Origin of the sequence: Aliivibrio fischeri (assembly GCA_038993745.2) — a bacterium.
Classification (GTDB): Bacteria; Pseudomonadota; Gammaproteobacteria; order Enterobacterales; family Vibrionaceae; genus Aliivibrio; species Aliivibrio fischeri_B.
On record CP160629.1, the window covers coordinates 2,216,213 to 2,241,545 of the forward strand.

23 protein-coding genes and 1 pseudogene are annotated in these 25,333 nt (G+C 39.3%); 4 read left to right on the forward strand and 20 right to left on the reverse strand.

What is annotated here, in order from left to right:
- Positions 1-47 precede the first annotated feature (47 nt).
- The 3 genes from AAFX60_010750 to dnaQ all read right to left on the reverse strand — a co-directional run bounded on the left by AAFX60_010750 (position 48) and on the right by dnaQ (position 2,401).
- On the reverse strand, positions 48-224 hold the full coding sequence (locus AAFX60_010750; protein ID XDF77179.1) for a hypothetical protein: 177 nt from the start codon (positions 222-224) through the stop codon (positions 48-50).
- A gap of 172 nt (positions 225-396) precedes the next feature.
- Positions 397-1,659 (reverse strand): TIGR03503 family protein, encoded by a 1,263-nt coding sequence (locus AAFX60_010755; GenBank protein ID XDF77180.1) that lies wholly within the window; start codon positions 1,657-1,659, stop codon positions 397-399.
- A 10-nt stretch (positions 1,660-1,669) separates the two neighbouring features.
- The gene (gene dnaQ / locus AAFX60_010760; GenBank protein XDF77181.1) at positions 1,670-2,401 is read right to left on the reverse strand and encodes a DNA polymerase III subunit epsilon; all 732 of its coding nucleotides are present in this window, start codon (positions 2,399-2,401) and stop codon (positions 1,670-1,672) included.
- Positions 2,402-2,438: 37 nt separating this feature from the next.
- Here dnaQ and rnhA point away from each other — a divergent pair, with 37 nt between their 5' ends.
- Positions 2,439-2,912: a ribonuclease HI gene (gene rnhA / locus AAFX60_010765; GenBank protein ID XDF77182.1), complete on the forward strand. Its 474-nt coding sequence runs from the start codon at positions 2,439-2,441 to the stop codon at positions 2,910-2,912.
- On the opposite strand, the gene AAFX60_010770 is transcribed toward rnhA, so the two are convergent.
- The gene (locus AAFX60_010770) at positions 2,909-3,649 is read right to left on the reverse strand and encodes a methyltransferase domain-containing protein (protein ID XDF78928.1); all 741 of its coding nucleotides are present in this window, start codon (positions 3,647-3,649) and stop codon (positions 2,909-2,911) included. The genes rnhA and AAFX60_010770 overlap by 4 nt on opposite strands.
- Before the next feature lie 50 nt (positions 3,650-3,699).
- Between AAFX60_010770 and gloB the strand changes: the two genes are divergently transcribed.
- From gloB to AAFX60_010785, 3 genes are all read left to right on the forward strand, one after another.
- Positions 3,700-4,458: a hydroxyacylglutathione hydrolase gene (gene gloB / locus AAFX60_010775; protein ID XDF77183.1), complete on the forward strand. Its 759-nt coding sequence runs from the start codon at positions 3,700-3,702 to the stop codon at positions 4,456-4,458.
- A 91-nt stretch (positions 4,459-4,549) separates the two neighbouring features.
- On the forward strand, positions 4,550-6,100 hold the full coding sequence (locus AAFX60_010780) for a LysM peptidoglycan-binding domain-containing protein (protein ID XDF77184.1): 1,551 nt from the start codon (positions 4,550-4,552) through the stop codon (positions 6,098-6,100).
- Positions 6,097-6,789 (forward strand): YIP1 family protein, encoded by a 693-nt coding sequence (locus AAFX60_010785; protein ID XDF77185.1) that lies wholly within the window; start codon positions 6,097-6,099, stop codon positions 6,787-6,789. Before AAFX60_010780 ends, AAFX60_010785 begins: the two co-directional genes overlap by 4 nt.
- Here AAFX60_010785 and AAFX60_010790 read toward each other — a convergent pair.
- The 16 genes and pseudogenes from AAFX60_010790 to AAFX60_010865 all read right to left on the reverse strand — a co-directional run bounded on the left by AAFX60_010790 (position 6,770) and on the right by AAFX60_010865 (position 25,331).
- Positions 6,770-7,636, reverse strand: coding sequence for an endonuclease/exonuclease/phosphatase family protein (locus AAFX60_010790; protein ID XDF78929.1), 867 nt, complete (start codon positions 7,634-7,636; stop codon positions 6,770-6,772). The genes AAFX60_010785 and AAFX60_010790 overlap by 20 nt on opposite strands.
- Before the next feature lie 117 nt (positions 7,637-7,753).
- Positions 7,754-8,092: a nitrogen regulatory protein P-II gene (gene glnB / locus AAFX60_010795; protein ID XDF77186.1), complete on the reverse strand. Its 339-nt coding sequence runs from the start codon at positions 8,090-8,092 to the stop codon at positions 7,754-7,756.
- A 142-nt stretch (positions 8,093-8,234) separates the two neighbouring features.
- Complete coding sequence (locus AAFX60_010800) at positions 8,235-8,546, reverse strand: cytochrome c (protein ID XDF77187.1); 312 nt, start codon at positions 8,544-8,546, stop codon at positions 8,235-8,237.
- Between the two features lie 51 nt (positions 8,547-8,597).
- Positions 8,598-9,926 (reverse strand): tRNA lysidine(34) synthetase TilS, encoded by a 1,329-nt coding sequence (gene tilS, locus AAFX60_010805; protein ID XDF78930.1) that lies wholly within the window; start codon positions 9,924-9,926, stop codon positions 8,598-8,600.
- Positions 9,927-10,037: 111 nt separating this feature from the next.
- Entirely contained in the window at positions 10,038-10,997 is a 960-nt protein-coding gene (accA, locus tag AAFX60_010810) for an acetyl-CoA carboxylase carboxyl transferase subunit alpha (GenBank protein XDF77188.1), read from the reverse strand.
- A 51-nt stretch (positions 10,998-11,048) separates the two neighbouring features.
- Positions 11,049-14,528, reverse strand: coding sequence for a DNA polymerase III subunit alpha (dnaE, locus tag AAFX60_010815; GenBank protein ID XDF77189.1), 3,480 nt, complete (start codon positions 14,526-14,528; stop codon positions 11,049-11,051).
- Positions 14,528-15,151 carry a ribonuclease HII gene (gene rnhB, locus AAFX60_010820; protein ID XDF77190.1) on the reverse strand — a complete coding sequence of 208 codons (624 nt, stop codon included), beginning with the start codon at positions 15,149-15,151 and terminating at the stop codon, positions 14,528-14,530. Before rnhB ends, dnaE begins: the two co-directional genes overlap by 1 nt.
- A gap of 4 nt (positions 15,152-15,155) precedes the next feature.
- A complete protein-coding gene (gene lpxB, locus AAFX60_010825) occupies positions 15,156-16,307 on the reverse strand; it encodes a lipid-A-disaccharide synthase (protein XDF77191.1) in 1,152 nt (383 codons plus the stop codon).
- Positions 16,308-16,375: 68 nt separating this feature from the next.
- Positions 16,376-17,164 carry an acyl-ACP--UDP-N-acetylglucosamine O-acyltransferase gene (gene lpxA, locus AAFX60_010830; GenBank protein ID XDF77192.1) on the reverse strand — a complete coding sequence of 263 codons (789 nt, stop codon included), beginning with the start codon at positions 17,162-17,164 and terminating at the stop codon, positions 16,376-16,378.
- Positions 17,165-17,166: 2 nt separating this feature from the next.
- Positions 17,167-17,619 carry a 3-hydroxyacyl-ACP dehydratase FabZ gene (gene fabZ, locus AAFX60_010835; protein ID XDF77193.1) on the reverse strand — a complete coding sequence of 151 codons (453 nt, stop codon included), beginning with the start codon at positions 17,617-17,619 and terminating at the stop codon, positions 17,167-17,169.
- A gap of 127 nt (positions 17,620-17,746) precedes the next feature.
- Complete coding sequence (gene lpxD, locus AAFX60_010840; protein XDF77194.1) at positions 17,747-18,766, reverse strand: UDP-3-O-(3-hydroxymyristoyl)glucosamine N-acyltransferase; 1,020 nt, start codon at positions 18,764-18,766, stop codon at positions 17,747-17,749.
- Positions 18,767-18,774: 8 nt separating this feature from the next.
- The gene (locus AAFX60_010845; protein ID XDF77195.1) at positions 18,775-19,272 is read right to left on the reverse strand and encodes an OmpH family outer membrane protein; all 498 of its coding nucleotides are present in this window, start codon (positions 19,270-19,272) and stop codon (positions 18,775-18,777) included.
- A 91-nt stretch (positions 19,273-19,363) separates the two neighbouring features.
- Positions 19,364-21,793 (reverse strand): outer membrane protein assembly factor BamA, encoded by a 2,430-nt coding sequence (bamA, locus tag AAFX60_010850; GenBank protein XDF77196.1) that lies wholly within the window; start codon positions 21,791-21,793, stop codon positions 19,364-19,366.
- 29 nt (positions 21,794-21,822) lie between these two features.
- Entirely contained in the window at positions 21,823-23,181 is a 1,359-nt protein-coding gene (rseP, locus tag AAFX60_010855) for a sigma E protease regulator RseP (protein ID XDF77197.1), read from the reverse strand.
- 2 nt (positions 23,182-23,183) lie between these two features.
- Entirely contained in the window at positions 23,184-24,386 is a 1,203-nt protein-coding gene (ispC, locus tag AAFX60_010860) for a 1-deoxy-D-xylulose-5-phosphate reductoisomerase (GenBank protein XDF77198.1), read from the reverse strand.
- A gap of 106 nt (positions 24,387-24,492) precedes the next feature.
- Positions 24,493-25,331: pseudogene (locus AAFX60_010865) on the reverse strand (phosphatidate cytidylyltransferase).
- Between the last annotated feature and the right edge of the window lie 2 nt (positions 25,332-25,333).

A 25,333-nucleotide genomic window follows, 5' to 3' on the forward strand; every position in this document is an offset into this window, starting at 1 on the left:
AGAGTAACTAACATTACTCTGGCCTTTTTCATAATGTCTCTATCTTATTAAGGTAAAGACATTACTAATTTTAAATAAATTATTTCTTCAAGTGATAAGCAATCAATCGTTTTATTGCATGAACCTAGTTCTTGAGCAGCTACTGTTAGCTGTTTTTGTTCATGATGATGTGCTTCTAGCGCTTGCTTAAATGCAGCTTCTAACTTCGACTTACATGTAATCAAAACATACCTCACTTAATTGAAGCGAGGAGTATAAATAAGCCACATCGATAATTCAAATTTTATAAAAAAGCAAACGTTAACTTTGGGCTAAATGTAACAAAACACTACAAAAGAAGACGTAATAATGAGAAAAACCGCAAAAACTGCGGTTTTAATCTTAACTAACGTGATTTTATACTTTTGGCGGCGGTGGCATAGATAACTTTTCTGCTTTTGGCGCTGCATCTTTTACCGCTTTTGTTACCTTGATTTTTTTCCAAGCTAAAATCCCGGCAAAAATAAGCATTATAATCAATAAATTACCGGCAACAACATAAATCCAGAGCCACTTACGAGCCTCTGCTCGCTCTTCTATTATTCTTTGCTGCTCTTCAAGTTTTTTCTTCTCAGCGGCTGCTTTTAGTCTCGCTTCATGTGCAGCTTTTAAATCAATTGGTTCAGTAACACCATAATTATGAGTTCCTAAATTAAATTGCAATGGTCTATCTGTTGCCATATCCGTTGCATACACCCATCCAAACCATGAGTTTTTACCCGGTAAATAACTATTTGGTAAATCAAAATACAATTTAGTTTCGTCTTTTTCTGACTGAGCTTGAGTAATCGTTACTCTTTCTTTTGGATCAACTTGTTCAATATGAGCCGCAAGTGAACCTGCTTTTATTGCGCCAGCTTCCGTATCTATAGTCATGGTATGTTTACGGTTTTCATTACGTGCTTGCGTAAAGCTTGCACGAATAGGCGCAGGGTATACCAATACATCTTGCTCAACGGTTCTTAAGAAAACACCGTTACGAGATTGAATGCGAACCCAATATTTTCCTGGTTTAATATTAACTGGTAAGTTAACCGTAAACACACCATCGCCAGCAACCTCATCCAACCCTTCACCATCATCCTCAAACGTTCCTAGAACTTCAGGTAATGGGCGCGCTTCTTTTACTAGCTCTTTTTCATTAGCAAGATAAGGCGTAAACGTCACATTTAATTTAATACGATTTAAAAAATCTCTTAAAACTAATGGCTTTCCATCTTGCTCTAAACGTGCAGTAAACTTGAGCGTTTCAGATTGATACAATTTCTTTGGTAAGGTATCAACGCTTAACGTTAAGTTAGATAAAATCTTCACTTTATTTTCAGGAGTGATCTTACCTATTGCTTGCCATGGCCCAGGCATTGGATTTTCAATGGAAATAATATCCATGCCATTTTCTTCATACCAAGCGACATTCTTAGGATGTTCCCAAGCGTAATATTTGGTGCCATCAGGGCGAACAAGTGTGACAGCTTGAGATGCTTTCTCACGATAAACTAAAAAAGAAACTTGTTTAATCGTAGGATCAACACGAAAACGGTTATCCAACCAAGACATCTCCGTACTTTTCGCCCAAGAAACCATAGGGACAAAAAGTGCAATTATCAATAACCGCCACATACTCAAACTCCTAACTACGCCACAAACAGGCATCACCAACAATATCCAAACGCTTTTCATGCGCTTCTAATTCATCGGCCGTTGCACGTAAAACCTTTAATCCTTTTCTACCTGAATTCAGTCTTTTAATGGTTTCTTCGTCTGAATCAGATGAATTTTCTCCAGATGAAAAACTCAAACTTGTCTGCCCGCCAGTCATTAACAGGTAAACATCAGCTAGGATCTCGGCATCGAGCAAGGCGCCGTGGAGAGTACGGTGTGAGTTATCAATACCATAGCGTTCACACAAGACATCTAGGTTATTACGTTTACCTGGAAATATCTTTTTCGCCATGGCCAAGGTATCGGTAATTTTACAATACTGATCCGTGGTACCAATTAACTTATTGAGTTTACTGAATTCATAATCCATAAAGCCAACATCGAAGGGCGCGTTATGAGCAACTAACTCAGCCCCTTTAATGAACTCAAGGAATTCATCATGGATGTCTTTATATTCAGGTTTATCATATAGGAATTCATCAGTAATACCGTGAACATCAATCGCTTCTAAATCGATTAATCGATCTGGCTTAATGTACACATGGAAGTGATTACCGGTTAATTTACGGTTAATGATCTCTACGGCACCGATCTCAACGATACGGTGACCTTCATAAACAGGACCACCAGAGAAGTTCATACCTGTGGTTTCTGTATCGAGAACTATAATTCGATTCGAAGAATTGTTGCTAGCATTCATAGGTTCATTTGTGTCAGACTATTTCTAAATTCCTCTAATGATAACAGAGATAATGAAACAGGTTGAAATTTTCACAGATGGTTCTTGTTTAGGTAACCCAGGTCCAGGCGGTTATGGCATTGTAATGCGCTATAAAGGGACAGAAAAAACATTTTCAGAAGGGTTTAATAAAACCACTAACAACCGTATGGAAATGCTAGCAGCAGTGATAGCTCTACGTAACCTAAAGGAGCCATGCTCTGTCATATTAACAACAGACAGCCAGTATGTTCGTCAAGGCATCACTCAATGGATCCACGGTTGGAAAAAAAGAGATTGGAAAAAAGCAGATAAAAAGCCAGTAGTCAATGCCGATCTTTGGAAACAGTTAGATGCTGAATCTGAACGCCACAAAATTGATTGGCGCTGGGTAAAAGGTCACGCAGGTCATCGAGAGAACGAGATGTGTGATGAATTAGCAAGAACAGCAGCCGAAAACCCGACTCAAGATGATACGGGTTACCCTGGTTAATCAGATTTCATTTTTCCTTGGCGGGTTTGAGCAACAGAAATAGGAGCCAACTTTGGCTTCTTTTTCCAAGCCGATTTTATTGGTCTTAATGGATACGTTCGTTTTCTCGCAACAATAAAATAAATACCACTAATAGGCTTAACAGCATCACCACCTAGCCCTTCAAACCATGTCCACATCGTGCGATAACGAGTCAGTGGAGCTAAAGCAAAACAATCACTGTACACCACTTCAAAATTCAATACGCTCAACCAATCTTTAATTCGGTGAGGAGTAAACATACGTCCACTCCAAGGTAAATTATTTTTACGCCATGGAAACAAACTCGCAAGCCCAATAGCACTCATAGGGTTAAAACCCGTCAAGATGACATAACCGTCACCAATAAGCACTCGATCTATTTCTCTGAGTAATTGATGAGGGTCTGATGAGTAATCTAACTGATGAGCTAATACACAAGCGTCTATACTTTTTTCAAGAAACGGTAATTGAGGCAATTCTGCAGTAATATTTCTTAGCGAATTTTTGTTATCTAGGTTAACTTGGTGTTTAATATTACAAAAGCGACTATCTAACTCAGCACTTAGTCCACCAATTTTGAGCATATGGTAACCGAATAGTTTGGGACACCACTCATCCAAACGTGATTGAATAAGCTCACAAATCCACTCACCATGAGGGATATCTTCCCATGAATGTGGTTTTTCAATTTTTTTATCAAGCAGTGCTGGCTTAATCAAGATCGTTACCTATACCATCGAATAATAAAAAGTTTGGAGAAATGTGAATGCTATCAGTAAAAAGCATACCTGCATTTAATGATAATTACATTTGGTTAATTCACAACAATGACAATCATTGTGTTGTTGTCGATCCCGGTGATGCTACCCCTGTTTTAGAGTGCATTAAAGAGCATGACTTTATTTTAGATGCAATTTTAATTACACACCACCACCATGATCATATCGGTGGCGTTCCTGAGTTGGTAAGACAATTCCCTAACGTTAATGTTGTAGGCCCAGAGAATGAACCTATTCCAACCTTAACTCACCCCGTTGGAGATGGCGATTTTGTTGAGTTATTTGATGAGCAATTCATGGTGTTAGGTGTCCCTGGGCATACCAATGGCCATGTTGCTTATATTGGCGATGAAAAACTTTTCTGTGGTGATGCTCTTTTCTCTGCGGGTTGCGGTCGATTATTCGAAGGCACTGCTGAACAAATGTTTAACTCATTACAAAAAATGGCAGCATTGCCTGATGAAACTGAAGTCTACTGTGCACATGAATACACAGCATCAAACTTGGCATTTGCACTCGCCGTTGAGCCAGATAATGATTATCTATTACGTTATAGAGAAAAAGTTCTTCATCTACGAGCTCATGGTAAATCGACGATTCCATCGATTCTACAACGAGAAAAACTCATTAATCCTTTTTTAAGAACAAGTGAAGCGAATGTAAAGAAATCGGTAGCAAGTAAAGTGCAAGATAGTACCGAGGTTGAGATCTTTACCGCATTAAGAAGATGGAAGGACGAGTTTTAAGTATGAAACTTGTTTGATGTGTGGTTGCAAAGTATTATTCGCCTCCAAATAAAAATATTAATACGATTAAACACACTGAAGGCAATACATAATGAAACTGAAACTCCATTGGATTGGACTCGCATTATTAGCAGGCTGTCAAACGGCACCAACACCTGAAAATACACAGCCTGATACTAACTCAGCAATCACCACGCCTTCAAAAACAGAGCCGAAAGCAGAAATTAAACCTGTTGAAAAACCGGCTCCTACTCCTCAAGAACAAGAAGATGTTTGGCAACGCATTGCTATGCAACTTGAGATGCCAATTCCAGATAATGAATCGGTTGATTACTACCGTAATTGGTATATCAAACACCCAAGCCACCTTCGTACCGTTGCAAAGCGTGCAAAGCCATTCTTATATATGATCACGGTTGAAATTGAAAAGCGTGGTTTGCCTATGGAATTAGTTTTACTCCCTGTAGTAGAAAGTGCATTTGACCCGTTCGCCTACTCTCATGGCAGCGCTGCAGGTTTATGGCAATTTGTTCCAGGTACCGCAGATCGATTTAAACTAGAGCGAAACTGGTGGTATGACGGACGCCGTGATGTACCAGCAGCAACAACCGCAGCCTTAGATTACATGGAATATTTCGACAGTCGCTTTGATGGTAATTGGCAACATTCAATTGCCTCATACAACAGTGGCGCTGGCCGTGTGTCTCGCTCAATTAAAAAGAATCAAAGATTAGGTAAGCCAACTGACTTTTTCTCTTTAGATCTTCCAAAAGAGACCAGTGGCTATGTTCCAAAACTGCTTGCTTTAGCTGATGTGATTAAAAACCACGAAAAATACGGCGTTGAGCTACCACCAATTCCTAACAAACCAGTTTTAGAAATGGTTGATCCTAAGCAGCAGTTAGATCTTGCCATTGCCGCAGAGTTTGCGGGTATTTCCATCACAGAATTACAAGGTTACAACCCAGCTTATAATCAATGGGCAACCTCTCCTGATGGTCCATACCACTTATTACTGCCAATCGAACATGTTGATCAATTTAATGCCAATTTGAAAAAGAACGCGAACAAAACAATGAAAGTGGTTCGCTATAAAGTTCAATCAGGCGATACCATCAGTCAATTAGCGGTTAAGCACAATACGACAACCAAGATCATTGAACAAACCAACGACTTAAATGGTGCAAACATTCGTGTTGGTCAATATCTATTGATCCCAACGGCTTCTAAAGGTAATAAAACATATGCGTTAAGTGCCCCGCAACGCTTGAAAAAAACGCAAGCAAAAGCGAAAGGCAAATATAAATTAACTCATAAAGTAAAAGACGGGGAAAGTCTGTGGAGTATTGCTCGTGATAACAGCATTTCTTACCGTGATCTTGCTAAATGGAACGGCATGGCACCAAGAGATTCTTTACGTGTAGGCCAAAACTTGGTGATTTGGAAAAATAGCTCAGATGGTGCCATCATTCGAACTGTTCATTATCAAATCAGACAAGGCGATAACCTAAGCTCTATCGCACAGAAATTCAGTGTCGCTGTGACAGATATTATGAAATGGAATAACATCGAACGAGGTTCTTACATTAAGCCGGGACAAAAATTAAAACTTTACGTTGATGTTACTAAGGTAAACGTATGACACCTTCTTCAAATCCATTGATCTTATTGGTCGATATATTTCGCTCACCAGCTGACTGTTTTGCTGCGCTATACGAGCGTGGCAAATGGGCCTGGCTGCCTTATATTCTATTAATCTTTGCTCCATTTATGTTTTGGGGAACCTATTTCGATTTAGTGAATTTCGAATGGGTAACCACTAACTTGACCGCTCAAATTGAGAGTATTGGTGGCCAAGTTCAACCTGAATGGCTAACAAAAGAAATATTACTAGCAGGCGAAGTAATCAATGATGTAACAGGTCGAACCGCTTCGATTCTATTGCTTGCTTTATGGTTTAAGCTAGCAACAAAACAAAGCCAATATCAGCACGGTTATTTTAAGTGGGTTGCGGCAAGTACTATTGTGATGTTTCCAGCTCTAATTGGTGATATCGCAAGCTATGCCAGTTTACTACTTAATCATGCGAACATAATGCCTTATGCTGCTGACTTGAATAGTTTAAATGGACTAATGAAATTACCAATGACAGATCATTGGTCAGCTTACGCTAGCTCTTTCCCACTATTAATGCCTTGGTATATTGCTTTAAGCTATGCGGCTCTTGGGGCGTGGACTGATTTAGATCGTTCTAAATCACTTATTATTGCCATCCTTCCTTGGATAACTTGTTTTACATTATGGGGCTTTATTACTGCTGTTTCAGGCTAAATATCGCTTGTAATGGATTATGATCAGAAGCGTGACTCTTTATCGAGCGCGCTTCTTTTATATCTAACCCTCGATAAAAAATATGATCTAACGCTAACCCTGTCATAAAGCGCATTCGCTCATCTGGCGAAAAAATCACTTCTTTCATATCCAACTCTTCAACTTGCTTTCTTAATGTCGCTAAACGAGCTTCACTCCACGAATTAAAATCACCAGCAATGATCATAGGACCACTATGACGACTCACTTCTTTAGATAAAGACGCTATCTGTTGCTGATAGTCTTCCGTTCCAATAGTGAAGTTAATTGCATGGATGTTAATCACCATTAATTCTTGTCCATTCGATAATGGGTATTCGGATAATAGTGCAGATTTAGGTAATCTTAACCATGGTTCAACAGCAGTATGAGCACACACTCTAAGTGCTTGTTCTTTAGCAAGGCTTAATACCCCTGCACTGGTATCAAACACATCAAAAGCACGAACTAATTCTGCCGAATACCGTTTATTAACCACAAATTCTTTTAACGCAGGGGTTAAACTCGCCTCTTGTAATAGCACTAAGTCAGTTTTATTCGACAATTCAATTAATGCTTTTTTCCACCCTTTATTTTGCTGCTTATATATGTTCCATACCAATACACTTAACTCTCCATTACGATCTAAAGGAGCTGAAGCTGGAAACGTCTCACAGCCCGATTGATAACTAGGTTGAGCAGATACTTGAGTTTGAGATAATTCAATAAACTCAGGAGATTTAGGCACCGTAAAGATTATGGCTTTTGCCACTAAAGCAGCGGTAATAACAAAAGCGATACCAGATAGAACAATCGTTTTCTTTTTCATAAACAAAAAAGGAGTGACTCATCACTCCTTCCTTCTATTAACACCAATACAATGACTGTATTTCAGATCAATAATGAACAACAATCATCACATTAGTATGAGTATAAATTGATACTATTAAATAGCATCTTCGTCTTCTTCGCCTGTACGAATACGAATAACACGGCTAACATCAGTAACAAAGATCTTACCATCGCCAATCTTACCCGTTTGTGCAGTTTCAATAATGGCATCAATACATTGATCAACCACATCATCACTCACCACGATTTCTAATTTCACTTTTGGTAAGAAATCGACCATGTATTCAGCACCACGATACAATTCTGTATGACCTTTTTGACGACCAAATCCTTTAACTTCAGACACTGTCATACCTGTAATGCCAACATCAGCAAGGCTTTCACGCACATCATCTAATTTAAATGGTTTAATGATGGCTTCGATCTTTTTCATATTAGTCCCTTAACATCAATATTGAATATATAGCCATTATCGTTGAGTGACTACAAACATTCAATAATAAAAAAGCACCGCATACCAGCAGTGCTTTAATTTATGATTTTGTTTTAAAATAATACCGTTAGTGAAATTACTATTATTTCATCGTTGAGTAATACGCAGCTAAGTTTTCCATATCAGTATCACTTAGCATCATAGACATTGGTTGCATAATGGCTGAGTTACCACCACTGCGCTCTTTATTTTTGTATGCTTTTAATGACGATACGATATATTGAGCATTCTGACCTTTCAGATTTGGATAACCCGGAATAACTGCAATTCCATCTGCTCCATGACATGATGCACAAATTGCTGATTTTGCTTTTCCTGCTGCAGCATCACCCGCAGCCAATGTCGGTCCCGAGGCCATTAATGCGATAACCGCTAATCCAATTATTTTTTTCATTCCATTGCTCCTTATAATTTTAAGTTATTGTGCCAAGCTCGTTTTGAATGTCTATTCTGATACAGGTTTATGCCAAAGTAGCTCACATTCTTGCCCAGAAAATGCTTTGCAAACAAACAATCCAGCAACAGCAGCTAATTCATCGTTATAAAACACCATTGGTAATCGTGAGCGTTGCCAAGTAGGTACTTCATACTCTTGATACAGTTTTTTCATTTTACGGCTATGTTGACGTTTCTCGGGATGTGGCGCCAAACCAATAACATTAAAACGCACCTCTACTTTTTCATTAGGTAACGGTGCTCTTAATTGCAAAATACCGCCCTTCTCATGATGACTAAACTTAGATCTCAGCTCTAGCTCACCAAGATTATCTGGTAGTGCAATTTTTCCTTCTAACGCCTTTTTCCACAAAGACACATCTTGGTATTTAGGCACACAATAAATATAACCTTGATAACGTCGTATTTGTACAATTCCCAACTCTAAACAAGGATTTGCATCTTGTTGAGCCATAGCAACCTCATTCCATAAAATATGAAGTTGAGTTTGACTAGGGAGTGGGATAGCAAACAATTTCAGCCATAGTCGCAATAACATATTACGAGATGCTAGTGATTCTGGTTCAATCTGTTTGATAGATAGACCTTGGAATTCATTTTGAAACAGCTGCAATTTAGGTTGCAATAATTCAACCAACAACGCTTCTTGCTCCGCACATAATTGAGCACTTCGAGAAACAGCAGAAGCAAAACTTGGCCAACGTTGAGATAATACGGGAGTTATCTCATGACGTAAGAAATTACGATCAAATCGAGTATCTTGATTACTTTCATCTTCAACCCAAGTTAACTGATGCTGTTGAGCATACTCTGTAATGTGCTGACGAGAGGTAAATAATAACGGTCGGCATTTATACCCAGTTTTAAGCGGGATAATTGAAGGCATAGAAGAGAGTCCAGCAGGACCACTGCCACGCTTAAGCGCTAAGAAAAAAGTTTCTACTTGATCGTCTTGGTGTTGACCCGTAAGTAATAAACTATTCGATTGCATATACTTTTCTAACGCATGATAACGAGCTTTTCTTGCCACTTCCTCTAAGCTCTCTTGCGGACTTACTTTTAAATTAACTCTCTCGATATAAAGCGGAATATCTAATTCTTTACAATAAGAAGCGCAACTCACTTCCCAATCATTAGCATGCAAACTTAATCCATGATTAACATGAACAGCCATACATTCCAATTGCTTTTCCTTCGCGTACATTCCAGCTAAACGCAATAACACCATTGAATCAACGCCACCACTTAATGCGACAATAATATGTGGTTTTTTAACGGAATAAGATGTTATTTGCTGAGAAAAATGAGAATAAAGCATATCAATTAAACCTAAGGTTTCTTCCAATAAAAAGCGAGCACTCAGGCTCGCTTTCACTTTACTCTATCTTATTGGATTACGCGACTACTGTGCGCGAATCAATAAATGCTATCAGCAGTAACCATAGCTCATTAAGCGTTGGTAACGACGCTCAAGTAAAGCTTCATTATCAAATGCATCAAGTTCTTTTAACTGCTCAAGCAGACGCTGTTTAATGTTCTCAGCAGTCGCTTTATGATCACGATGTGCGCCACCTAAAGGCTCATCAATAATCGTATCAATCAGCTCAAGCTCTTTTAGGCGAGGTGCAACAAGACCCATAGCTTCTGCAGCTTGTGGCGCCTTATCTGAATCACGCCATAAGATTGAAGCACAACCTTCTGGAGAAATTACTGAATACGTTGAGTATTGAAGCATGTTTACGTAATCACCAACACCGATAGCTAATGCACCACCAGAACCACCTTCACCAACAACGTTACAGATAACTGGAACACTTAGTTCAGACATGATTTTTAGGTTCATAGCGATAGCTTCTGATTGGCCACGCTCTTCGGCACCAACACCAGGGTAAGCGCCAGCTGTATCAATAAATGTAATTACTGGCATATTAAAACGCTCAGCCATTTGCATTAAACGTTTCGCTTTACGGTAACCTTCAGGTTTTGGCATACCAAAATTACGTATTACTTTTTCTTTTGTACCACGACCTTTTTGATGACCAATAACCATTACAGGGCGACCATCTAAACGAGCAATTCCGCCAACTAATGCTTTATCATCAGCAAACGCACGATCGCCTGCTAATTCATCAAACTCAGTAAACATATGCTCAATGTAATCAAGAACGTAAGGACGCTCTGGGTGACGAGCAAGTTGAGCAACTTCCCATGCACCTAAATCACTAAATGTTTTCTTTTTAAGCTCAAGGCATTTATCTTCTAATTGCTTTATCTCTTTTTCTAGATCAAGTGCATTTTCACCGCCACGACGAGAGATCTCACGTAACGCTTCTACTTTCGCTTCTAGTTCAGCAATTGGTTTTTCAAATTCAAGAAAATTCAGGCTCATCAAAGAATCCTTGTTAGTTTAAGAACACTCAAATTAGTGTTCTTCAATAATCTAGTTAAATTCAAGCTCGACTTGTTGTTCGCCAAGCAACGACTTTAAATCATCCATCAGTTGGTCGGTTGGCGTTACTCGCCATTCTGTCCCTAAGACCAACTTCACTCGAGCATCTGCTCGTTGATAATATACGTTGACCGGAACTGTCCCTGCCCGGTTAGGCTCTAGTATTTGACTAAAGCGCTCAAAAAATTGGTTATTAATTTGAGATTCGGTTACCGATACGGATAACCCACGTGCATACTTTTCGCGCGCATCGCCCAATGACATCACTTCACGGGCAGACATTTTAAGCCCACCATTGAAATCATCAAAGCTGACCTGTCCAGAAACAAGGACTATTTTATCAGTTTCTAGTAAATCTGCGTATCGATCAAGCGCATCTGAGAACAACATCACTTCCATTCGGCCAGATCTGTCGTCTAACGTCATTAAACCAATACGTGTCCCACGTTTAGTGGTCATTACTCTAGCAGCTATTACTAAGCCTGCAACTGTTACCGTTTGATCGCGTCGAGTTACGTGAGCATCGTTCAAACGCCATGTCGTATACCGAGACAACTCTTTAATATACGCATTAACAGGGTGACCTGTTAAATAAAGCCCTAATGTTTCTCTTTCCCCTTCTAGCCACACTTTCTCTGGCCATTTAGGGACATGAATATACGCTTGTTCTACTTCTTCAGGTGCTTGAGTTAATACACCAAACATATCAGATTGACCAAAAGACTCCGCCTGATGGTGTTGACCCGCTGCTTTCATCGCATCATCCAATGATGCCATTAATGCAGCTCGGTGTGGTCCTAGTCTATCTAATGCTCCAGCACGGATCAGTTTTTCAACTACTCGTTTATTGGTTTTCTTAGTATCGATACGAGCACAGAAATCAAATAAGTCTCTAAAGTGACCACCTTTGTTTCTTGCTTCAATAATATTTTCAATTGGGCCTTCACCAACCCCTTTAATCGCACCAATGCCGTAAACAATCGCGCCTTTCTCATCAACGTTAAAACGATACAAACCAGAGTTAACATCCGGTGGTAACACGGTTAATTTCATACGGAAACACTCATCAACAAGACCAATGATCTTATCCGTGTTATCCATATCCGCCGTCATTACCGCAGCCATAAACTCTGCTGGATAATGTGTTTTTAACCATAATGTTTGATAAGAAACTAAAGCATAAGCCGCTGAGTGAGATTTGTTAAAACCATAGCCTGCGAATTTTTCTACTAAGTCGAAGATTTTCATCGACAATTCGCCATCAACACCGTTTTTCTCAGCACCTTCTTTAAAAGTACCACGCTGCTTGGCCATTTCTTCTGGTTTTTTCTTACCCATTGCACGACGAAGCATATCCGCGCCACCTAGCGTATAACCCGCTAAGATCTGTGCAATCTGCATAACTTGTTCTTGATACAAGATAATGCCGTAAGTAGGTTCTAACGTCTCTTTTAACGATTCGTGCTGCCATGTTGCATCAGGGTAAGATACTTCTTCTCGACCATGTTTACGGTCAATAAAGTTATCTACCATGCCTGATTGAAGCGGACCAGGACGGAAAAGAGCTACCAGTGCGATGATATCTTCAAAACAGTCCGGTTGAAGACGTTTAATCAGATCTTTCATACCTCGAGATTCCAATTGGAATACCGCGGTTGTTTCTGAATTTTGTAATAAATTAAATGATGCTTGATCTTCGAGAGAAATGGATTCAATTCGAACTGGCTCTTTACCCTCTCTTTCAAGTCGAGGGTTAATTAGCCCTAATGCCCAATCAATGATAGTTAGCGTTCTTAACCCTAAGAAGTCAAACTTAACTAGACCAGCAGTTTCAACGTCATTTTTATCAAATTGAGTTACAGGGAAATGGCCATCAGCATCACAATACAAAGGAGCAAAGTCTGTGATTGTCGTTGGTGATATTACAACACCACCGGCGTGCTTACCTGCGTTTCGAGTACAACCTTCAAGAATACGACACATGTCGATCAGAGCTTTTACTTCTTCATCTGCATTATACAGTTCTGGAAGTTGAGGCTCGGCTTCAAATGCTTTAGCTAGTGTCATTCCAGGATCAGATGGAACTAACTTCGAAATACGGTCAACAAAACCGTAAGGGTGCCCAAGCACTCGCCCAACATCGCGAATTACCGCTTTTGCTGCCATGGTACCAAAGGTGATAATTTGAGATACCGCATCACGACCATACATTTCAGCTACGTGATCAATAACCTGATCTCGTTTATCCATACAAAAATCGATATCGAAATCGGGCATAGATACACGTTCTGGGTTCAAGAAACGTTCAAAAAGAAGATCGTATTCAAGAGGATCAAGGTCTGTAATATCTAATGCATAAGCAACAAGAGAACCAGCACCTGAACCACGACCTGGGCCAACAGGGATTGCATTATCTTTTGACCATTGAATGAACTCCATTACAATCAAGAAATAACCAGGGAATCCCATTTGGTTGATTACATCTAATTCAATCTGTAAACGGTCATCGTATTCAGGTCGGCGTTCTAAACGTACTTTCTCATCAGGAAATAAAAACGCCAAACGTCTTTCTAAGCCTTCTTGAGATTTCTTAACAAGAAAGTCTTCAATTTTCATCCCTTCAGTAGGGAAATTCGGTAGGAAATACTCACCTAAGCGTACCGTTACATTACAACGCTTAGCAATTTCAACACTGTTCTCTAATGCCTCTGGAATGTCTGAAAATAATTCGCACATTTCATCTTCAGAACGTAAGTATTGTTGATCACTGTATAATTTAGGTCGACGAGGGTCTTCTAATGTAAAGCCATCATGAATCGCAACACGAATCTCATGAGCATCAAAATCATCGGCCTTTATAAAACGAACATCATTGGTTGCAACAACAGGTAAGTTTTCTTTTTCCGCTAATTCAACCGCAAAATGAAGATAGCTTTCTTCATCTGCTCGACCTGTACGCGTTAACTCTAAATAATAATGTTCAGGAAAATGCGTTTGATAAAATTCAACACACTCATTAACGAGTTCTTTATTTCCTTTTAATAACGCTTTACCAACATCACCACTTTTACCACCAGAAAGCAGGATTAACCCTTCTTTATGGTTAACCAACCACTCTTTGTCCATTACCGGAGTGTGCTGAACATGACCTCGTTGATAGGCTTCAGAGATTAATAAAGTCAGGTTTTTATAACCTTCATTATTTTTTGCAAGTACCGTTAAATTAAATAGCTCATTGCCAAACTCTTGGGATTGAACTTTAAAGTCAGCACCAATAATCGGTTTGACTCCTGCGCCATGAGCAGCAAAATAATACTTAACTAAACCACATAAATTGGTAAAGTCAGTCAATGCCATTGCAGGCATACCAAGTTCACCGACTTTTTTTACCAATGGTGGTACTTTAGATAAGCCATCCACCATTGAGAAGTCACTATGAACTCTTAAATGTACGAATTTAGGTTCAGACATTATTCAATCCCTAAAACGCGTTTTACAGGTTTAAAACTTCGGCGATGCTCAGAAATAACACCGTGCTCTTCAATTGCTTCAAAGTGTGCTTTTGTCGGGTAGCCTTTGTGCTTCGCAAAGCCATATTGAGGATAAGCTTTATCTAGCTCCTCCATCTCTCTATCACGAGTAACCTTTGCAATAATGGATGCAGCGCTGATCTCTTGAACACGTAAGTCCCCTTTTACTACAGCAAGCCCTGCCATTGGTAATTCAGGCACTTTATTACCATCAATTAATGCAAAATCAGGGGTAATATTAAGACCTGCAACCGCTCTTTGCATAGCAACCATAGTCGCTTGAAGAATATTTAATTCATCAATCTCATGCGCTTCACAACGACCTAATGACCACGCTAATGCTTTTTCTTGAATTTCAGGAAATAGCAACTCACGCTTTTTATCCGTTAATTTCTTAGAATCGGTTAACCCTTCAATTGGGTTATTAGGATCCAAAATAACCGCAGCGGTCACAACGGCTCCGACTAAAGGGCCACGACCAACTTCATCAACTCCAGCGAAAAGTTGATATCCTTCTGGATACTCAAATGGCGGTAATTCTTTTGATTCTGCTTTTTTTGTCATCTGGTTATTCTGCTGTTTCTTTATTAATTAGGCGTAATACGGCATTGGCAGCTTGTTTATCTGCATCTTTTCTAATCCATTGATGCATTTCGGTGAATTTTTCAATTAATTCACGATTATCATTATTTAATACTTTTTCCATTGCGGGATAAAGAAAATCTGGATGACACTCTTCTTGAATAAACTCTTGAACCAGCTCTTTTCCTGCCAATACATTAGGAAGCGAGACAAATTCAGTAATCGATAGTTTTTGAGCTATCCATCCCGTAAGTTTATTCACTTGATAACCCACGACCATTGGGCGCTTAACAAGCATACATTCTAAAGCAACCGTACCTGAAGCAAGTAACACGGCATCAGCTGCAGTCATCACATTTCGAGCTGTATCTTGAATAATAACAAAATCAAGCTCTGGTGCCGTTGCTTTCCAAATGGTTTCAAATTGCTCACGGCGTTTTTCATTTACCGCTGCAACAACAAAGCCCATGTTGGGATGCTGCTTATGGATGCGCTGACAAGTTTCAATAAAGGGTTTGGCTATTAATGCTACTTCACCACCACGACTTCCTGGCAATACAGCAAGCCATTCACGCTCTTGCTCTAAACCTAATAAATCACGAGCGGCAATTTTATCCGTTTCCATTGGAATAGCATCAGCTAATGTATGACCAATAAACTCACAAGCTACATTGTATTTATCATAAAATGCTTTTTCAAAAGGCAGAAAGGCTAATACAAGATCCGTAGCAGCATCGATTTTAAAAATACGCTTTGGTCGCCATGCCCATACTGATGGACTAACGTAATGAACCGTTTTAATACCGTTATCTTTTAGTGTTTTTTCAAGACGAAGATTAAAATCAGGGGCATCGATACCAATGAATACGTCCGGTGGATTTTGAGTGAAGTAACGTACTAGTTCTGCTTTTACCTTCAATAAACGAGGTAAGCGACCAAGCACTTCGACCAATCCCATTACGGCTAACTCTTCCATATCAAATAAAGAATCACAGCCTTGAGCTATCATCTTAGGTCCACCGATCCCAACGAACTCTGCATCTGGATATTGTGCTTTAATTGACTTAATAAAGCCTTCACCTAGAGTGTCTCCAGATAATTCACCTGCAACAATTCCGATTCGTAATGGTTTGGTCATACTTACTCCAAATAAAAAAGGCCTACATGAATAGGCCTTATATACTTTAACTGTTTTTAATGCCGTTATTAACGAATAATACCGCGCGTTGATTTCTCAAACAAATCTAAGAAGCCTTGAAGAACAGGAAACGCTTCAATTTCTTTGTTTATTTCAACTTTTGCTTCTTCTAACGTATTACCGTTACGGTAAAGTGCTTTATAAGCGCGACGAATTGCATGGATTTCAGCTTTTTCAAAACCACGACGTTTTAAGCCTTCGATATTAATACCAAACGGTTTACAGTGGTTACCTTGTGCCATCACAAATGGAGGTACATCTTGAACAACAACGGAAGCACCACCGATAAAGCTATGAGCACCTACCGTACAGAACTGATGAACAGGTGACAATGCAGAAACAATAGCAAAGTCTTCAACCGTTACATGACCCGCTAGTGTCGCGTTATTACCCATAATGATGTTGTCACCAACAACACAGTCATGAGCAATATGTACATTAACACAAAGTAAGTTATCGCTACCGACTGTAGTTACCCCGCGGTCTTGAACTGTACCACGGTGAATTTGAACACTTTCACGAATCACATTACGGTCACCGATAACAACTGTTGTTGCTTCGCCACCATATTTCTTGTCTTGGCTTTCTTCACCGATAATTGCAAAAGCAAAAATACGGTTATCTTTACCAATCGTTGTATCACCTTTGATTACAACGTGTGACATCACTTCCGTACCTTCACCAATCGTTACATTACCAGAAATGTAAGTAAATGGACCAACTGATACATTAGCTTCGATCGTTACGTTACCTTCAATAACAGCTGATGGGTGAATCTTAGCAGTTTCATGAATCATAATTAAAACTCTCGTCTTGCACACTTAAGCTCAGCAGAACATACAACTTCGCCATCTACTTTTGCTACACCGTTAAATAGTGCGATACCACGACGATCTTTAATAAATTCAACTTCAAGAACCAGTTGATCACCTGGTACTACTGGTTTACGGAATTTTGCTTTATCGATACTTGCAAAGTAGTACAGTTCATTCTCAGCAGGAGCTCCGAATGATTTAAAAGCCAATAAACCTGTTGCTTGAGCCATTGCTTCAAGAATTAATACACCAGGGAAAATAGGCATCTGTGGGAAGTGACCTGTAAATTGAGGTTCATTTACAGACACATTCTTGATCGCGTGTAAGTATTTCTCTTCTTCGAAATCAGTTACTCGGTCAACCAATAGAAATGGGTAACGATGAGGTAGCAACTCTTGGATTTCAGTAATATTTAATGTTTTATTTTCACGAGTCAAAATAGTATTCCTGTAAAACAATATCGTATCTGAGCAATAGTGTAGCTCAAATAGAGTAATAATAGATAGAAAAAGGTCTGCAAAATGCAGACCAATACTTATTTATTAGAATGTAGTGAAGTTAATACTAATCGACTAACTTTTTCTCAACTGCTTTTAATCGCTTGTTCATTTCATCAATCTTATGAACGCGAGCAGCTGTTTTACGCCATTCTTTATTGGTTTGCAGTGGAATGCCTGATGAGTACATACCTTTCTCATCAATCGCTCGCATTACCATGCCCATACCTGTGATGGTTACCCCATCCGTAATTTCGATATGGCCATTAATTACAGAGCCACCGCCAATAATACAGTGCTTACCAATTTTAGTACTGCCTGCAACTATAGTACCACCAGCCATTGCTGAACCAGATCCGATTTGTACGTTATGTGCAATTTGAATTTGGTTATCAATGATAACATTGCTTTCAATAACCGTGTCATCAATAGCACCACGATCAATCGTCGTATTTGCACCAATCTCAACGTTATCGCCAATAATTACAGAGCCTAGCTGTGGGATCTTAACCCAAGTACCACGATCATTTGCATAACCAAAGCCATCAGAACCAATAACTGTTCCAGATTGAACAAGGCAAGCTTCGCCAATTTCAACACGGTGATAAACAGACACATTTGCCCATAGCTTAGTATTTTTACCGATTTTTGCTTCTTTACCGATAAAACAACCAGCACCAATCATTGCACCATCAGCAATAACCGCTTTTGATTCAATAACCGCATTATGACCAATAGCAACACCTTCACCGATAATCGCGTCATCTGCAATATAAGCAGAAGGTGCAATATCACTAGCAGGAGCGGGTGTCGTGTCTAATGCTTGTGCTGCTAGTGCAAAGCCTAAATATGGGTCTCGCATTATTAGAGCGTTAGATTGACAGAATTCCACATCTGCTTCTTTAACAATAACAGCAGAAGCTTGGCACTCAACTAAATGTTTACGATACTTAGCATCCGAAAGGAAAGTAATATCTCCTTCCTTTGCTTTGCTCATCGAAGCGATTGAGTGAACCACAACAGTGCCATCACCATGGACTGTTGCATCTAATTTTTCTGCCAATTCAGCAAGCGTAATACGAGACATATTCAACCTTATTTAATTGCTTTAATAACTTTTTCTGATAGGTTGTCTTCTGGTTTAGCCCAAAGCAATGTTGCAGCGTCAACAACCATATCGTAGCCTTCTTTATTTGCTACTTTCTCTACAGTTTGTTGTACTTGCATAATTAACTTTTGACGCTCTTCACCTTGACGACGACGGTTATCTTCATCTAAAGCTTGTGCTTTTAGTTTGTAATCAGACTGAAGTGAAGCGATTTCACGCTCAAGCTTCGTTTTACCTGATGCACCTAATAACTCACCATCGCGTTTGATAGTTTCAACTTTATCTTTAATTTTTGATTCTAAACCACGTAACTCATCAATACGATCTTTAAATTCAGCACGAAGCTTTTCTGAAATAGCTTCACGTTGTGGCATTTGCTGAACAATTTGAGCCATGTTTACATAACCCACTTTGGTTGCGGCTTCTGCTGCATTAGCAAAAAAAGAACCACTTACCAGAACTGCGCCTAAAGCGGCTACTTTCACTAATTTTTCAAAATCATATCCTTACTTAACTATTATCGTATATAAACCAATACAGTTTACATTAACACTTTTCTATTAGAGCTATCAATGCTTAGAAAGTTCGACCAATGGTGAAACTGAAGAATTCTTCATCATCACCTTCATAAATTTTCACTGGTTTCGCAATTGAGAATACTAATGGTCCCATTGGTGACATCCACTGTACAGCGGCACCATATGATGAACGGAAGTTTGATGGATCAGAGTAATCATAGTAGTACTGAGCTCCATCCATTCCCGGCTTAGGTTCTTTATAATCAAATTCAGTATCCCAAACACTTGCCATATCAAAGAAAACGCTGGTTCGAATTTGATTTCGAGTCTCTTCACTTGCAAACGGTGTTGGAACGATTAATTCAATACTTGCTAAGGCTGTTGCGTTACCACCAACAGAGTCATCTGTTGCCGCATAAGAAGTATTGTTACCTATACCACCATTTGAGCCTTGCGCATACACTGCTTTTGGACCTGCTGAGTTTGAACCAAAACCACGTAGCGTAGTGAAGCCACCCGCATAGAAGTTTTCATAGAATGGATACAGGTTATCATTACCGTCGGTTTGACCATAACCATTACCGTAACCAGCCTTACCACGCATTAATAAAGCAAACTCATGCTTCTTAGTTAATGGGAAGTACTGTCGAACTTCATATTGCGCTTTAAAGAACTGTGAATCAGAATTTGGCGTTGTGATTTTATACGATGCACGCTGGTAGTTACCTGCAGTTGGGAAATACCCTTTATTCAAGTTATTACGTGTCCACGACAAGGTGACATCAAAATCACTAACGATTAAGGTTTGATCACCACTATCATATGCATCGCCTACAGATTGTAGATACTGTTCAATCTGTACATAGCCTTCTAAGTTTGAAATTTTATTGTGAGTGTAACCCACACCAATTTCAAAATAGTTCAATTCATCAAATGGGAAACCCCAAGTTAAACTACCACCATAACTTTGGTTGGTGTAGTCAACAATACCTGCGTCTGATGCTTCAAACTCATTATAGAAGATCTTACCACCAAGACTGACACCATCAAGGTTCCAGTATGGATCACGGTAGTCTAAACTGATGTTCTTTTGATAATCGTTCATCATGGCATTAATACCAACACGATTACCTGAACCAATAAAGTTATCTTGTTGTAAACCTACTTGGAAACTGACACCTGATTCCGTACCGTAGCCAACACCAAAGTTAACACTACCAGAGTTCGCTTCTTTTACAGAATAAACCAGATCAACTTCATCATCAGAGCCAGGAACACGAACAGTTTGAACATCAACAGTTTCAAAGAAGCCCAAACGATTTAGACGGTTTTTACCTGTTTCAATTGACTTAGAGTTTAACCAAGCCCCTTCCATTTGACGCATTTCACGACGTAATACTTCATCTTTTGTCGATGTATTACCAACAAATCGAATATCACGAACGTACATACGATTACCTGCTTCAACATTGATGATTAATGATACCGTTTGGTTTTCATCATCAAATTCAGGCATGGTACGAACTTGAGGGTAAGCGTAACCCGCTTCACCTAAAATACGCTTTATGTTTTCTTCTAAACTCGTTACCGCAGAGCCGTTGTAAACTTCACCATTTTCAAACGGTATCAGTTTTTTAAACTCTTCTTCTTTCCCAATTAATTCACCTTGGAATTTAACACCACTAACAGTGTAAGGTTCGCCTTCATCAATCGTTAAAGCGATATACACACCTTTTTTGTCAGGTGAAATAGACACTTGGGTTGAGTCAACTTGAAATTTTAAATAACCGCGATCAAGATAATATGAACGTAATGCTTCGATATCACCAGCAAGTACTTGTTTTTGATACTTTTCATCAGCTAAGAAGTTCCACCAAGCAACATCAACATTTAAGTTAAAACGGCTTAATAGTTGCTCATCGGTAAAAACTTCATTTCCAATAAAGTTAATTTGTTGGATCTTTGCCGATACACCTTCGGTGAACACGAATTTAAGGTCTGCACGATTACGAGGAAGTGGCGTTACAACAGCATGAACAGTCGCGTTGTATTTACCTACGCTGTAATAGAAGTCTTCTAGCCCTTTTTCAATATTACTTAAAGTTGTTCTATCTAACGCTTCGCCAACTCGAATAGAAGAAGCTTCTAGATTTTGCTGCATCTGCTCTTCTTTGATCGCTTTGTTACCAGAGAAAGAGATATTTGCGATCGTTGGGCGTTCAGTTACCTTGATAAGTAATGCATTACCATCACGAAACACTTTTACGTCTTCAAAGTTGCCAGATGCGAAAAGAGCCTGAATAACCTGAGCTACATCTTGTTGGCTCATAGTATCACCAACACGAACAGGTGTTTTAAGTAGTGCAGCACCTAATGCAACACGCTGTAATCCCTCAAAGCGTATGTCATCAATAACAAATGTTTCTGCACTGTGCGCTGCAACACTGCCAAACAGCAGTGAGGCAATCAACAATTTTTTCATCGCCATAATACGTCTAATAATTCCCTTGCTACTACTTAAAGGCGCATAAAGTCGTTAAATAAAGCTATCGCCATCAATGACATGATCATTGCTGTTCCTACTTTATAACCAATTTCTTGAACTCGTTCCGATACTGGCTTACGCGTAATCCCTTCAATAGCAAAGAAGAGTAAATGCCCGCCATCCAATACAGGAAGAGGTAATAAGTTAATAATGCCTAAATTAACACTGATTAACGCTAAAAATCCTAAAAATGAGACTAAACCATATTCAGCAGTCGTACCAGCTCCTTTTGCAATAGAGATGGGACCACTTAAGTTATTCAGTGCAACATCACCAGTAAAGAGTTTCTTTGTCATGGTGAGGGTCAAATCAATAATATCGCCAGTTTTTGCTAACGCTTTTTCAAACGCAACAATTGGGCCATACTGTTTTTCATAACGGTAGCCTTCTGGCCACTCTTGATATACAGGAGAAACCCCTGCAAATCCGATAACTTTGCCATCCGCAATTTCTTTGCTATCTGGTATTAATACCAAATCGACAGTTTGACCTTCACGAGAAATAACCAAATCAACAGCTTTGCTCGGATTACCTTGTATAACATCAACCATTTCTTGCCATTTCGTTAATGCATTACCATTAACTGAAACTAAACGGTCGCCAACTAATAAACCCGATTTTTCAGCTGCACTGTTACTACTAACATTTGCAACATCAAGAGTTAAAGCTGGGCGATAAGGAAGAAAGCCTAACGATAGTAGTGGCGAATCTTTCTCTGGGTCAAAATTCCATTGGGATAAATCCAAACGCTTCGTTACTTCAACACCGATATTATTTTCATCACTATAAGTCACTGTCATAGAGTCATCACCAATGTGTGACACTATCGCCATGCTTACGGCTTCCCAATCGGATGTTTGGATTCCTGAAATAGCTTTTAGTTCAACGCCAGCTTCAATTCCTGCTTGAGAAAAAATAGAACCATCTTCAACTTGGCCTACAACTGGTTTCAATGCAGTTACGCCGATCATAAAAGCAAGCCAGCATGCAAATACAGCAAACAGGAAATTCGCTATTGGTCCAGCAGCAACAATAGCACTACGCTGCCATAATGGACGATTATTAAACGCTCTTTCTTTTTGCTCTTCTGGAACATCATCAACACGCTCATCTAACATTTTTACGTATCCACCAAGTGGGATCATCGAAATGTTGTATTCAGTGCCGTCTTTACCTTTTTTGCTCCAAAGAGATTTACCAAAACCAATTGAAAATTTCTCAACAATAACACCACAACGGCGCGCTACCCAGAAGTGGCCAAATTCATGTACTGCAACAAGAATACCCAGTGCAATAATGAATGATGCTAAATTCCATAGAAGTTCTGACATAATTAAACCTTATTAATTGCCTCATCGGCATAACGACGCGCCATTCTATCTAGGTCAATCAGGCTTTCCAAGCTATCTAGCTCAAGGTTTTGGAAGTTTGCACATACTTTATGCAAAACAGCCTCATTAATTCGAGCGATATCCGTAAATTTTATTTTATTGGCTAAAAAGGCAGCAACAGCTTGCTCGTTCGCAGCATTTAGCCCCGTAGTTGCATGTTGACCTAAATAACACGCATCAATGGCTAGTTTCAAACAAGGATAACGAGCAAAATCAGGAGCGATAAACGTAAACTCTCCAACCTTAGTAAAATCTAAAGGTTCAACACCTGCATTGACTCTTTTTGGATAAGACATAGTACACGCAATAGGTGTTCTCATATCTGGTAATCCCATTTGTGCCAACACAGAGCCGTCTTTATATTGAACCATTGAATGAATTACTGATTGTGGATGAATAACAACCTTTAATTGCTCTTGACTCGCATTGAATAACCAACGAGCTTCAATATACTCAAGACCTTTGTTCATCATCGTCGCTGAATCGACAGAGATCTTTGGCCCCATAGACCAATTAGGATGAGCAATCGCCATTTCAGGCGTTACTGCTTCAAGCTCTGATACATCGGTATAGCGAAAAGGACCACCAGAACCAGTTAATAAAATAGAACTAACGCCGTGCTCCTCTAAATCGCAACGACCTAAATTGGTTTGAATTGATTGCGGTAAACACTGAAAGATAGCGTTATGCTCACTATCCACTGGCAACAATTCAGCACCATACTTTTCAACCGCATCAATAAATAACTGCCCAGACATGACCAAAGCTTCTTTATTAGCAAGCAAAATACGTTTACCAGCTTTAACTGCAGACATGGTAGGTAGAAGCCCTGCAGCCCCTACAATTGCAGCCATAACAGTATCAACTTCGTCAAGTTGCGCAATATGGCATAAGCCATCTTCACCAGAGAATACTTCAGCATTAATCGCATGAGCTGATAATAGTTCTTTTAACGCATCTGCCGCAGGTTGAGTTGCCATTGCAACGTATTTTGGTTTCCATTCAAGGCATAGCTCCAACATTTTATCGACATTAGTACCAGCGCCTAATGCTACAACTTCAAATTGATCGGAATTTTGTTTTGCGACTGATAGTGTGCTACTACCAATAGAGCCTGTCGCCCCTAAAATGGTTAACTTGCGCATAATGAAATGACCATGGTGGTTTAAAGATAGAAAAACGGCAGATAATCCTATCTACCGCATAACTTAAAAATGGATATGGTATTTGTCGTCAAATACCTAATATCAGCTAGAAGAAATATAAAAAAGCAAAAACAGGAAAAGCCGCAGTTAAGCTATCAATACGATCCAAAATACCGCCGTGACCTGGGATAATCGTACCGCTATCTTTAATTCCTGAAGCTCGTTTAAACATACTTTCAACTAAATCACCGAGAACTGAGATGATAATTGTTGCGATAAAAATACCTAACATTGACGATGTGCTTTCAAATTGAATATTAAAGGCACTTGCAGCCCCCCAACCAATAATGATTGCGGTAATCACGCCCCAATAAGGCCTTCGATCGTTTTATTCGGGCTTACCGCTGGTGACATTTTACGTTTACCAAATGACTTTCCAGCAAAATAAGCGCCACTATCCGCTGCCCATACTAATAAACAAACGAGTAATACAAGCTTAGCGCCATAATAACTGTCTAGCATATAGTGATCAGCACGAAGTAATAAAATACTCCATAGGAAAGGAACCATGGTTAGCCAACCGAAAATATGCTTTAAAGGTAAGTTGCTATGCCATAATTTTTTGCTGTTTGGGAAAGTAAGCACTAACCCCGATGCAATTAACCACCATGTAAAACCAACTAATAATATTATTTGATGTTCATTACTAGGTATTGTCAGTTCTAACGTTGATGTTGGAAGAAAAAACAGAGACGCTGCTAAGACAGCAACAGAAGGGATAATAGCTAAATAGCGAGATTTTGATTCTGTAAACTGAGTCCACTCCCAGAATCCAACCAATGTAATTGCTGTGATAGCAATTAAGAACCCTTGCATTGGCAACATGAAGATCCCTGCAATAACAAGGGGCGCCAAAATAAGAGCAGTAATAATACGCTGTTTCAAAC